The organism is Pseudoalteromonas sp. PS1M3, assembly GCF_016865405.1.
Classification (GTDB): Bacteria; Pseudomonadota; Gammaproteobacteria; order Enterobacterales; family Alteromonadaceae; genus Pseudoalteromonas; species Pseudoalteromonas marina.
The window spans coordinates 1,405,530-1,418,298 of sequence record NZ_AP022624.1 but is presented as its reverse complement, the minus strand read 5'-3'; the positions used below and the strand labels follow the sequence as shown (position 1 = coordinate 1,418,298).

11 protein-coding genes are annotated in these 12,769 nt (G+C 40.1%); 5 read left to right on the top strand and 6 right to left on the bottom strand.

Features of this window, described 5'->3' with window-relative positions:
* Positions 1 to 63: 63 nt before the first annotated feature.
* The 3 genes from PS1M3_RS06520 (at position 64) to PS1M3_RS06510 (ending at position 4,023) form a co-directional block, all read left to right on the top strand.
* On the top strand, positions 64 to 1,392 hold the full coding sequence (locus PS1M3_RS06520; protein ID WP_203986855.1) for a GH1 family beta-glucosidase: 1,329 nt from the start codon (positions 64 to 66) through the stop codon (positions 1,390 to 1,392).
* 32 nt (positions 1,393 to 1,424) lie between these two features.
* The gene (locus tag PS1M3_RS06515; protein WP_203986852.1) at positions 1,425 to 2,951 is read left to right on the top strand and encodes an MFS transporter; all 1,527 of its coding nucleotides are present in this window, start codon (positions 1,425 to 1,427) and stop codon (positions 2,949 to 2,951) included.
* Positions 2,952 to 3,021: 70 nt separating this feature from the next.
* Positions 3,022 to 4,023, top strand: coding sequence for a LacI family DNA-binding transcriptional regulator (locus PS1M3_RS06510; protein WP_010557355.1), 1,002 nt, complete (start codon positions 3,022 to 3,024; stop codon positions 4,021 to 4,023).
* On the opposite strand, the gene PS1M3_RS06505 is transcribed toward PS1M3_RS06510, so the two are convergent.
* Positions 4,020 to 4,964, bottom strand: a complete 945-nt coding sequence (locus tag PS1M3_RS06505) for a LysR family transcriptional regulator (protein WP_203986848.1) — start codon at positions 4,962 to 4,964, stop codon at positions 4,020 to 4,022. The genes PS1M3_RS06510 and PS1M3_RS06505 overlap by 4 nt on opposite strands.
* Before the next feature lie 113 nt (positions 4,965 to 5,077).
* Between PS1M3_RS06505 and PS1M3_RS06500 the strand changes: the two genes are divergently transcribed.
* Entirely contained in the window at positions 5,078 to 6,025 is a 948-nt protein-coding gene (locus PS1M3_RS06500; RefSeq protein WP_203986846.1) for a sodium-dependent bicarbonate transport family permease, read from the top strand.
* Between the two features lie 34 nt (positions 6,026 to 6,059).
* Here the strand turns inward: PS1M3_RS06500 and PS1M3_RS06495 are convergent, their stop codons facing one another.
* The 4 genes from PS1M3_RS06495 to PS1M3_RS06480 form a co-directional block, all read right to left on the bottom strand.
* Positions 6,060 to 6,587: a M23 family metallopeptidase gene (locus PS1M3_RS06495; RefSeq protein WP_203986844.1), complete on the bottom strand. Its 528-nt coding sequence runs from the start codon at positions 6,585 to 6,587 to the stop codon at positions 6,060 to 6,062.
* A gap of 146 nt (positions 6,588 to 6,733) precedes the next feature.
* The gene (locus tag PS1M3_RS06490; RefSeq protein ID WP_006792270.1) at positions 6,734 to 7,141 is read right to left on the bottom strand and encodes a hypothetical protein; all 408 of its coding nucleotides are present in this window, start codon (positions 7,139 to 7,141) and stop codon (positions 6,734 to 6,736) included.
* A 307-nt stretch (positions 7,142 to 7,448) separates the two neighbouring features.
* The gene (locus tag PS1M3_RS06485; protein WP_006792271.1) at positions 7,449 to 7,853 is read right to left on the bottom strand and encodes a hypothetical protein; all 405 of its coding nucleotides are present in this window, start codon (positions 7,851 to 7,853) and stop codon (positions 7,449 to 7,451) included.
* Between the two features lie 187 nt (positions 7,854 to 8,040).
* Positions 8,041 to 8,853: an alpha/beta fold hydrolase gene (locus PS1M3_RS06480; protein WP_203987280.1), complete on the bottom strand. Its 813-nt coding sequence runs from the start codon at positions 8,851 to 8,853 to the stop codon at positions 8,041 to 8,043.
* Between the two features lie 201 nt (positions 8,854 to 9,054).
* Between PS1M3_RS06480 and sbcB the strand changes: the two genes are divergently transcribed.
* A complete protein-coding gene (sbcB, locus tag PS1M3_RS06475; RefSeq protein ID WP_203986841.1) occupies positions 9,055 to 10,500 on the top strand; it encodes an exodeoxyribonuclease I in 1,446 nt (481 codons plus the stop codon).
* Positions 10,501 to 11,073: 573 nt separating this feature from the next.
* Here sbcB and PS1M3_RS06470 read toward each other — a convergent pair.
* Positions 11,074 to 12,620 (bottom strand): IS3 family transposase gene (locus tag PS1M3_RS06470; protein WP_086007399.1). Its coding sequence is split into 2 segments (ribosomal slippage): positions 11,074 to 12,140 and positions 12,140 to 12,620, totalling 1,548 coding nucleotides; the frame shifts between segments, so codons are not numbered across the junction.
* Positions 12,621 to 12,769: the final 149 nt, after the last annotated feature.

Sequence of the window (12,769 nt, the reverse complement as noted above, 5' to 3'; positions counted from 1 at the left end):
GCGCTTCCAACTTTAACTTTATAAAAGCAAATTTACTAAAAATAAAGCAGGGGTTTTCGCTTAATGAAACAATTATCTTTACCTAGTGGCTCACCACTTTTAGCCAAACACTTTACTTATGGTGTGGCCACAGCGTCTTTTCAAATTGAGGGTGGCGCAGCAGATCGTCTCCCCTGCATTTGGGATACCTTTTGTAGTAAAGAGGGTAAAATTGCTGATAATTCAAATGGTGATGTTGCCTGTGAGCACTACACTCGTTGGCAAGACGATATAGACTTAATTGAGTCGCTAGGTGTAGACGCCTACAGGCTTTCTATTTCTTGGCCCCGTGTGATGACCAAAGCTGGCCATTTAAACCCTAAAGGCGTTAAGTTTTACACCGATATTTTAGATGAGCTAAAACGTCGTAATATCAAAGCTTTTGTTACTTTGTACCACTGGGATTTACCACAACATATTGAAGACGAAGGCGGCTGGCTTAACCGAAACACGGCTTACGAATTTGCACATTACACAGATTTAATTACCCAAGCCTTTGGTGAGCGAGTACATTCTTACGCAACACTAAACGAGCCATTTTGTAGCTCTTATTTAGGCTACGAAATTGGCGTACATGCACCCGGTATTGTAGGTCGAGAACACGGGCGAAAAGCTGCCCATCATTTACTACTTGGCCACGGATTAGCGATGCAAGTGCTTGCTAAAAATAGCCCTAATTCACTCAACGGTATTGTGCTTAACTTTACGCCTTGCTACTCAGTTACCCAATGCGAAGAAGATTTAAACGCCACTGCATTTGCTGATGACTACATAAATCAATGGTATATGCAGCCAGTAATGCAAGGTCAATACCCTGATATTATTAACCAATTACCTAAAGCCCAGCGCCCTGATATTTTACCAGGCGATATGGAAATTATTGCACAGCCACTTGATTATTTAGGTGTGAATTTTTATACCCGTATGCATTACCAAGCAAGCGAAACAGACTTTTATCATGAGCTGCCACACAAAGCCCCAATGACCGATATTGGCTGGGAAATTTACCCTAAAGCGCTTACAGAGTTACTTGTATCGTTAAACGAAAAATACACCCTACCACCTATTTATATTACCGAAAATGGCGCAGCCATGGTTGACGAATTTAAAGACGGTGAAGTGAAAGACACCGATCGTATTGACTATTACCACGAACATTTAAACGCTTTACATAATGCAACAGCACAAGGTGTTAAGGTAGATGGGTACTTTGCGTGGAGCCTGATGGATAATTTTGAATGGGCAGAAGGATATTTAAAACGCTTTGGTATAGTACACGTAGACTACAACACACAAAAACGAACTGTTAAAGCCAGTGGTAAAGCGTACACTAAACTCATAACAAGCCGATAAATTAGCGGCTTATAACAATAAGAACACACACTGTGAACAAACTCCCTTTATACGAAAAAGTCGGTTATGCCATGGGTGACGCGGGTGCTAATTTAGTATGGCGCGGCGCATTGGCCTATTTAGCGGTATTTTATACCGACACCTTTGGCATATCGGCTGCAGCGGCCGCCATGCTGTTTTTAGTGGTTAGATTATCTGATGGTGTAACCGATATAATTATGGGCATGATTGCCGATAGAACGCAGTCACGCTTTGGAAAATTTAGGCCGTGGATACTCTACTCCGCGCCCTTTTTAGGTTTATTTATGGTGCTGTGCTTTACCACACCTAACTTTAACGAAACCAATAAACTTATTTATGCCTACGTTACTTATATTGGTTTAACACTTGCTTATACAGTCAGTAACGTACCCTACTCTGCACTTATGGGCGTAATGACCCCCGATGACACCGAGCGCACAAAGCTATCAGGATTCAGATTTGCAGGCGCGTTTACAGGCGGGTTATTAGTGATGGGTTTTTTACCCGATTTAGTCGCTTACTTTGGAGGCGGTGATAACGCTAAGGGCTATCAGCTCACTATGTATTTGTTCGCAAGTTTACTTATTGCGCTTATGGTTATTACCTTTGTAAGCACTAAAGAGCGTGTAATAGCCCCAGCTTCAGAGCAAGGGTGTTTAAAATCAGAACTGTTTGATTTAACTAAAAACCTACCATTTATAATATTACCTTTGTTATCAACAACACTGTTTTTTTATTATCGCGATTTATACAGCGGATTATTTTTTGCTTTAGTTATGGCGGCAATGACTGTTGTTATAAAAAAACTACTTAATAAAAACAAACAAAACCTAACCGGTTCGCAGCGCGATATGGTCGATTTACTAACAAATAAACCATGGCTCGTTTTATTAGGTATTGGCTTTTTAACCATGATGTTTAACGGCATAAAATATGGTGTTATTGCCTATTACTTTAAGTACCACGTTGCTGATGAACTCATGGCAGGGCAATATTTTATTGCCTTATTAATAGTATCTATATTTGGTGCACTTGCTACAGGCAAGCTGGCTGAAATTATGGGCAAACGCAATTTATTTATTGCATCATTGTTGCTAAGCGGCTTATTAACCACTGCATTTTATTGGGTGCCTAGCAATAATATTGTCGCTGTATTTTCGTTTGGCTGCGCGGCTGAGTTTTTTGCCGCTATGATGCCTACTTTGTTTTTTAGCATGCTGGGAGATTCTGCCGACTACTCCGAGTGGAAAAATAAACGCCGCGCAACCGGGCTTATTTATTCTGCAGGCACCTTTGTACAAAAAACGGGAGGTGGTTTTGCTGGGGCACTCGTATTAGTGGTACTTGCAAGCTATGGGTATAACGGTATGGATGAGCTTACAATTAACCAAACCCTTCCCGCTATGCAGTTGCTAATGAGCTGGATCCCTGCTGCTTTTGCATTTTTAGGCGCCGCGTTGATGCTTATTTATCCGCTTACACCTGCAATAACCCAAAAAATAACAGAAGATTTAGCAATTAGGCGCAGTAATGTGTAAATTAACATTTAATCACAATTTATGTTTTATAAATTTTATTTAAAACAAATGCGTACAAGCTAGGATATAAATGGCGACTATTTATCAAGTATCAGAAATGGCAGGAGTGTCTTTATCAACTGTTTCTAGGGTGCTTAACGACAACGACTACGTAAGTAAAAAAACTAAAAAAAAGGTATTAGAGGCGATGAAAGAGCTCGGCTATCAGCCAAGCTCTATTGCACGCTCTTTAGCATCAAGCCGTACAAACAGTGTAGGTATTTTAGTGTCTGAGTTAGACGGCCCATTTTTTGGACAAATGATGTCGGCCATTGAAGAGCAATTACGTATAGCTGGTAAACACGTAATTATTACGCCTGGCCACAGTGATGAAAAAAAAGAAAAAAACGGTTTTGAATTTTTAATTAGCCGTAATTGCGACGCAATTATTGCTCACGTAGAAGCGGTATCTAACGAGTATTTAATTGAGCTCAGTAAAGGTAAAACCCCTATTTATTTAATGAGTCGCTACGTTAAAGAAATAGAGCAAAACTGCATTAGTCTCGATAATGTTATGGGTGGCTACCTTGCAACAAAAGCTATGATCAATAAAGGGCATAAACGTATTGCTTATATTGCCGGTCCACAATTTAAAGAAGATGCCTCAGATCGTTTAAAAGGCCACAAAAAGGCGCTTGCAGAATACAACCTCACCTTTGACGAAAGCTTGTATTATGTGGGCGACTTTAAAGAAACCGGTGGCAGCGATGGCCTGCGTCATTTTATTCAAAATAAAGCACAAATTACGGCTCTTGTGTGCGCCAATGACGAAATGGCATCGGGTGCAATGAAATACGCTCGCGAGCATGGCTTTAATATACCTAAAGATTTAGCAATAATTGGGTTTGATAACGTTATTTTTACCAATTACCTTTACCCTACGCTTACCACAATAGATAACCCAGTACCCGAAATGGGCCGTGCAGCAGCAAATTTAGTGCTTAAAGATATTTATAAAAAAAGCGGCATAACGGTTACTCAGGTGTTTGAGCCTAAGCTAATTTTAAGAGACTCAACCCCGGATATAAATTAATTTAGTTGCAAATTATCCAACTCGTTTCGTACCCACTGCGAATCGAGGTATTGCTCTAAATGCTGCTGTGCAAATTTTAAAAAGTTTCGTGCAGCATGCGATATATGCCTGTCGGTTCGCATAACAAAATACCAATGGCTAGCTAAATGAGTATCGGTAACAGTTAATACCTTAAAGCTTGCATCGTCTTTTGCGAGTACATGGCGAGATAAAACAGCTATTCCCATACCCGAAGATACCGCAACTCTAATTGCTTCATTGCTAGCCATTTGCACTGAATCACTCAGTACTAAACCACGGCTTTGTAGCTCGCTTTCAAATAACATGCGCGTTGCCGAGCCATTTTCACGTAATAAAAACCGGTATTGCATTAAGTCGCTGAGCTTTACTGACTTTACTTGTGCAAGCGGATGATTAACCGGCACAATAAACTCAAGCGGATTATGTAAAAAACGTGCAGCTTGCGCATGTTCAAGCGATGGAGGATGGCTGAATACGTAAATATCGTCTTCACCACGCTCAAATCGGTTTAGCACTTCTGCACGGTTACCAATTTCAAGTGGAAGCTCTACATGCGGGTGTAAATTACTATAAGGTCCCAATAATTTAGGCAAAATATACTGTGCGGTATTCACCATGGCTATTTTACACCTACCTCGCTCACCACCATTTAGTTCTGTTAAAAAGTCTTGGTAATCTTCAAAGTGTCCAAATACTTGCTGACAGGTTTTATAAAGCTCAAGTCCAGCTTCGGTCACGTGCATTTTTTGATGCTGCATAACCATTAACGGCTCAGCTACGGCTTCTTGTAAGCGTTTAATTTGCAGCGATACAGTAGGCTGAGTTAAGTGCAATCGCCTCGCGGTTTCACTAATTGAGCCTGTTTTTACTACGCTCATAAACACTTCGAGCAATCTAAATGAAATATGTCGTAAATCCACAATCACCACCCATAGATAATTATTTATACCTAACTAGTATTTATTTTATTATTTACTATACAAAGTTTTAAATACAATAGCGCCACTTAATTTCATATTTAAAAGGAAATGTTGTGCCTGATATAGTTGTTATGTTTTTTATTTTAGGATTAGTAGCGGGAATATTACGCTCTGATTTAACCATTCCTAAAGCAACCTACGAAACACTAAGCTTATTACTCATGCTAACTATTGGTTTAAAAGGCGGCATGGTACTTCACGGCAATTTAAGCTGGCAACTGCTACCAGAAATGGGCACAGTGATGCTCTTAGGTGCACTTATCCCGCTAATGCTATACCCCATTTTAAAATACGTTATTAAATTATCGGTGGCTAACAGCGCAAGTATTGCAGCGCATTATGGCTCGGTAAGTGCCGGTACGTTCGCGGTTGCGTTAGCGTATGCCGAATCTGCAAATTTAGCCGTTGGCGCTGAAGTAACGCTCTATTTAGTTATGCTAGAGCTTCCTGCTATTATTGTTGGCTTATTACTTTATCGCAAGCTCGATAAAGACCCAGACCAAACAAGTACTTTCTCATTAAAAGCGCTCTGGCACGAAACCCTCACCAACAAAAGTGTTATTTTATTAGTGGGTGGTGTAATTATTGGCATGATGTACGGCACATCGCAAGGCAGCCAGGTTACCAGCTTATTAACAAGCAGTTTTAAAGTAGTCCTTGCCTTATTTTTACTAGAAATGGGATTAGTAGCTGCACAAACACTGCGCCCTTTCCCATGGCAACATTGGAAATTAGCGACCTTTGCTATTATTACCCCGTTATGTTTGGGCACAGTAGGTGTGGGCGTAGGTACTTTATTAGGATTAGAACTTGGTTCAGTGGTTATACTCGGTAGCTTAGTAGCCAGTGCCTCTTACATTGCAGCGCCTGCAGCAATCAAAGCCGCTATTCCTAAAGCCGATATAGGCCTTGCCATGCTTAGCTCGCTGGGTGTTACTTTTCCGTTCAATGTAATCGTAGGTATTGGCCTTTATCATCAGCTTGCTGTAGCTATTCAATAACTAAAAATTTGTATTATTTATTTGCCACTGACCATTACCGGCTAATCAGTTTTGTATGTGGGTTGATATAAAACATTCTTTTCCAACCTTGGCTTTCACTTGTTGCAAGCCAAGGTAGTGGAAATAAAGACACAATTGAATAATGAACATGAGGTGGCTTACCCGCTGCATTTCCTGTGTTACCCAATAAACCAATATTTTCATTTAACTTCACAATGTCGCCTTCACTTACACTGTAACTATTTAAATGCGCTACATAGTGCACCCGCCATTTAGGCCCGAGTATAGCAACTACCTTTCCGCCTCTTTTAAGCTCACCGCTAAACACAACAATCCCATTAACCGGTGCAACAACATGCGTATTTTTTTTACCAAATATATCAATGCCTTTATGAACACCCGACTTCCCCCATGGCTCATACCAAAAAGTAGCATGATTCCAGTCTTTGAGTGTTGCCCCTAATACGGGATTAGTGATTTTTTCAGGCAAAACGAACAGGGCTAATACTATGGTTAATATAATAACGACTAAGCTAAGTAGTAATATTTTTATGGGCTTCAAAATAGGATTATGCTTTGAGTTAAACAATTAAATGTATTATTAACCCGCAATGATGAATAGATAATGAGCACTTTAAAAAACAGTAAACACAAAAAAGCCGATGCAAGATCACTCTCACATCGCCTTTTTCACTATGGTAATACTTACTATAAAGAAAGCTCTTCTTTAGCACGTGTTAAATTGTGCGACACCATTGTACTGTTAGACATTGATTTAGCTTCGTATAAATCAGCAAGACCAGCCGTTTCGTTGTTCGCTTTTAAACGCGCTACACCGCGGTTGCTTAACGCGAATGAGGTAAGCTGGCGTACTTTAAATCGTGGTGCGTCTGCATCTTTTAAAAGTGCAATTGCTTTAGTACAGATAGCTTCAGCCTGTGCGTAGTTTTTTGACTTAACATTCAGTGCGCAGCTGTTAAACGATTGTTCAAGCGGCTGAGGCGCAGTTTGCGCTTCAATAACCATTAATTTGTAGTCACTTGAATCAGCCATTACAGCTGCAGAGCAAGTTAATAATGAGCCAAGAGCGATGGTTTTTAAAAGTGTACGTTTCATGGTTTGCCTTTCCTAATTAAGTGAGTCGTGCTTGTTGCCGACAACTGAACTTTAGAGTAAAAGCTCAAACCTCACAAACGATAAAAACAAACTCAATAAGTGAATAAAATTAACCTATAGACTTTAGTCTAACGCCATTATAAATATACCTACTTTTTAGGTACTTACATTTAATAAACTATGGGTAATGCGATTACTCTTAGCAATAAGAACGTAATCGTACAAACTACAATAATGCTGATACAAAAAAACCCCAGCAGGTTAAACCTAGCTGGGGCTTTTTTTAAAATATGCTTGCTAAAGCAGCTTATAAAGAAAGCTCTTCTTTAGCGCGATTTAAGTTGTGCGATACCATAGTGCTGTTAGACATTTGGTTAGCTTCGTACAAATCGGCTAAAGCTGCTGTTTCGTTATTCGATTTCAAACGCGCAACACCACGGTTACTTAGTGCGTATGAAGTAAGCTGGCGTACTTTAAAACGTGGTGCGTCAGCATCCTTTAAAAGCGCAATTGCTTTAGTACAAACTTCTTCAGCTTGTGCATAGTTTTTTGACTTAACATTAAGTGCACAGCTGTTAAAAGATTGCTCAAGTGGCTGTGGCGCTGTTGCAGTTTCGATAACCATTAATTTGTAGTCACTTTGATCAGCCATTGCAGCAGCTGAACAAGTAAGTAAAGAGCTAAGAGCGATAGTTTTGATAAAAGTTTTCATGGTCATAATCCTGTTTGGTTAAGTCGTGCTTGTTGCCGACAACTGAACTTTAGAGAATTCCCATCAAACCGACAAACGATAAAAACAAACCTAATAAGTGAAGAAATCTAACCTATAGACTTTAGTCTAATGCCAAACTACTAACTTATGAAAATTGGTATTTATCAAAACAACCAAAAATTTAAACTTATTGAGTGCGTTCAAGTAACTTAACTATTTGGGTTACAACCATTTTTGGCTCATCATTTTGCGGATAGTGATAGCTCTTATTTGTTATTACTATTTCACCTTGAGGAAATGCATTAGCCCACTTTGAATGTAAGACACCCCACATTTCACGCGCTTGGTCGGTAAAAAATAATACAGATGGCTTTTTATACTTTTTAACGGAGGCGATCACAGTCACGGGTATATCAACAATTTGAGGGTAATCAGGTAGTGGGCGTTTTGCCCAAAAATCTAAATACTGATTCGACATACCATTTTTCATATCATCCAGCTTTATTGCAGCAATTTCTTTTTCTGCGCGTGGTAAATCAATCGCACGCATAATATCTACATCATGCTCTGATGCAGGCTCAATTAACATCAACGCTTTAATACTGTTAGGGTATGTTGCAGCAAATACACGCGCAATATAAGCACCATAAGAGTGGGCAATATATACAACAGGCTCTTCTACTTTTAGCACTTTTAGCAATCGCAAAGCCTCTGCTGCATATTCTTCTGAGCTATAGTTTTTCTTTATTTGTGCAGAGCCACCATTACCAATACGAGAATACCGTATAACTTTCGCGTGCTTGGTAAGTGATTCAAAAACCGGGTCCCAATCACTTAAACCAGCAGAACCACCCGCTTCAAGTAAAATGGTATGTTTACCATCACCTGCTAATTCGTATTCAACGTCAAAACCATTTACTTGAACCTTAGCCGTACTGGCTATTACACCGTGTGGAATGAAAAGCGAATAAAAAATGATTGCGGTAAAGAGTATTCTCATCATATTTTTTTCTTAAGTTAATTTAAAAAACACCATATGCGATATTAAATATGACTTCCAGCGGTAATAGTTAAAATTTCTAAAGTTTAAATTAAGGTACCTATAAACTCCCTCGCCCATATGCCATAATCTAAATAATTCATTATTTTAGTAACTTGGCGCATATTTTGGCGTTTTTAAGTTAACTACTCAGGGTTTACTATGGCATATCAAGAGCAAAATCAAGCAACAATCTATTGGCACGATTATGAAACTTGGGGGGCGAGCCCTCAAAAGGATAAGCCGAGCCAATTTGCAGGTATTCGTACCGATCTTGATTTAAACATTATTGGCGAGCCGCTTATTGAATATTGTAAGCCGCAAGCGGATTACTTACCCCACCCTGAGGCATGTTTAATCACCGGTATTACGCCACAAGTGGCGATGAAAAAAGGCTTGGTTGAGGCTGAGTTTATAGCAAAAATTCATGCCGAATTTAGTGCGCCAAACACCTGTGTGGCTGGTTATAACAGTATTCGGTTTGATGACGAAGTAAGCCGTTATAGCTTTTATCGTAACTTTTACGACCCGTACGAGCGTGAATATAAAAACAATAATAGCCGCTGGGATATTATTGATTTAGTACGTGCGTGTTATGCGCTACGCCCCGAGGGCATTGAATGGCCGTTAAAAGAAGATGGCAGCCCAAGCTTTAAGCTTGAGCATTTAACAGTAGCCAACGGTATTGAACACGCTGCTGCGCACGATGCGCTAAGCGATGTAACTGCCACTATTGCACTGGCTAAGCTAATAAAAGAAAAACAGCCTAAGCTGTATAACTTCTTTTTTGGGCTGCGTAATAAAAAAGCGCTCGGTGATTTAGTTGATGTATTTAACATGACGCCGCTGGTACATACTTCATCGCGTATTCCTGCAACGCAAGGTTGTACAACGTGGGTTGCGCCTATGAGCTTTCATCCGGTAAATAAAAATGCCGTTATATGTTTTGATTTAACCCAAAGCCCGCAAGTGTTGCTTGATTTAAATGTAGAAGAATTACGTAAACGTTTATACACCAAACGCGTAGATTTAGACGAGGGCGATTTACCTGTTGGCTTAAAACTGGTGCATCTAAACAAGTGCCCTATTTTAGCGCCTGCAAAAACATTATTGCCTGAAAATGCAGCCCGTTTAGGCATTGACCGCGAGCAGTGCCTGGCTAATTTAGCTATTTTAAAAGCTAATACCGAGCTTCGCGATAAAGTCACTGAGGTGTTTAACGAGCAAGGCGATTACAGCGCGACCACTAACGTTGATTACTTACTTTACGATGGTTTTACCAGCCATGCCGATAAAGCTAAATTTGCGATTATTCGCGATGCTAAGCCAGACGAGCTAGCGGGTTTAAATTTAGATTTTGAAGATAAAAAGTTCAATACATTACTGTTTAGATACCGTGCACGAAACTGGCCTGAAACACTCAACCAGCAAGAACTTGATCAATGGCGCCAGTATTGTCAAAACAAGTTAATGCACGGGGAAGATCAACCCTCAATTAGCGCACAAGATTTTATGATCACCCTTGAAAACTTGGCCCATGAGCACGACGACAGCGAAAAAAACCTGACCATTTTAAAAGCGCTGTATAACTACGCGCAGAGCATGTAATTTGCTTTAAGCGTATTGGTCAGCGCATATAAAAACGCGACGCTTTAATTACTAAAGCGTCGCGTTTTTATTTAAATTATTATGGGCTTCGCCCATCACGCAAGCAAGCTTCGCGTCTACAAGTAAAACCCATATCTACACCATCGCGGTAGACGTAGAGCTTGCTCACGTGAAAAGCGTAGCTTTTAAGATAAAAACATTTGCACAATGAGGAATAAATGAGGAGTAAATGAGGAGTAAATGAGGAGTAAATGAAAAAATATAAGCCATTAATCACTTTTAATTAATCTAGCCCTCTAAAAGCGCAGCGCCTCTTATCTTCTTTGTAAATAAATCACTTTACGGGCTTTGCCCGTCACGCAAGCAAGCTTCGCGTCTACAAGTGAAACCCATATTACACCATCGCGGTAGACGTAGAGCTTGCTCACGTGAAAAGCGTAGCTTTTAATTGCTTCAATAAAACACTACTACAAAGGGGGCTAGTGATAAAGGTAGGAAAGCATTATTAGTGTTTTAATCTCTTCTCATTTGGTCCCGGAGTTTTTCAAGTTAGTTGTCGCCTCAAGTTAAATTTTATGCCGCCCGCATTTCTTCTTTTTTCTCAGGGTTTAAATTTACTTCATTTATCATTGACCAGTCTCGTGACTTCCCTGACCAACGGCTTGGGTTATTCAATTTAGCTGCGTCGTTTACCTGCTGACGCTTAGCTAATATTTCTTTATCTAAACCTGAATGACGTTGGTTTGGCGTCACAAATTTTATACCACTGTGTAGGTGCTCATTATTGTACCAATCAACGAACCCACTTACCCATTCTCTTGCTGCGCTTATATCTTCAAATGGCTTTTCTGGGTATTCTGGGCGATACTTTAACGTTTTAAATAACGACTCAGAGTATGGATTGTCATTACTTACTGACGGTCGACTAAATGATGGCACAATCCCTAACTCCTGTAATGTTGCCAGTAATGTCGCGCCTTTCATTGGGCTGCCATTATCTGAGTGTAACGTAACTTGCTCGCGCTTTATTTGCTCCCGACTGCAAATATCCTTCATTAAATCTGCGGCTAATTCACTTAACTGTGAGTCGTAAACTTGCCAGCCAACAACCTTTCGACTAAAAATGTCCATCACTAAATATAAGTATAAAAATTGCCCTTTTACGCTCGTTGGTAAATAGGTGATATCCCAAGTGTAGACTTCATTTGCACGCACTGCTTTCAATACTCTTGGCTTTTTTATCGGCTTAGCTGGCTTTACTTTTTCTCTATGCGTTAATAAGTTATGTGCCTTCATGACACGATAAAACGAACTTTCAGACGCTATCCATATGCCCTTATCAAGCAGCTTAGGGACTATTTTACTGGCCGGTAAATGCCCATATTCGGCTGAATTAGCCGTATTAATAATGCGCTGCCGCTCTAACTCTGTGAGACGGTTAGGCGGCTGTTTTTTCGTACTCGTCCGTTTGTCAGTCATATCGTCTGCTTCAATCCACCGCTGAACGGTTCTTAGTGTCAGTCCAAGTAACTCACATGCCTTTTCTTTCCTTGCCCCTGAAGCCTGTGCGTTTGTGATAAGCGTTATTAATTCATGTCGCTCAGTCGCTGTTGTTAATCGTCCTCGTTGAAACCCCAAAGTGCATCCGCTTTTTTTTTGAGTACAAGTAGAGCGGCAGTTTCAGCTAAGGCCTTATCTTTGCGATTCAGTTCTTTTTGCAGTTGCTTTATTTCTTGCTTAAGCTGTTTACTGTCTGACTTTACTGTTTTATTTGAAGGTGGTGTTACTAAGTCTTTCTTCCATTGCTGAATATGATGCGGATAAAGCCCTATATTACGGCAGTATTCATTTATGGCGGCTTCATCTAAACTTCCACACTCAATTACTGCGTTGAGTCTTTCTTCTAAACTCCAGTCTTGTGGTCGTTTTTCTGCTGTCATTTGGCTACCCGTCTGGTGTATTTCAAGTTGATGCTTTTTTGCCAGTGCTATCCAACGTTGTAACGTTGAATAACCGACACCTAAGTCATCTGCAATATCTTCTAAGCGAACATCATCACATTGAGATAATGCTTTTTCAACAGCTTGAACTTTAAACTCTTGTGTAAATTGACGTTTCATTTTATTTGCCTCTGCTAAATGTTAGAGGCGACAACTATCCTGACACAGGGGGACGTCTACAAAAACAATCTTTTTAACTCTGTGTAGCGCGAAGCGCCTCGGTGTGCTCTGTGGTGATATTTATTACTAAAAAGCAAGAAGCTGCCGCT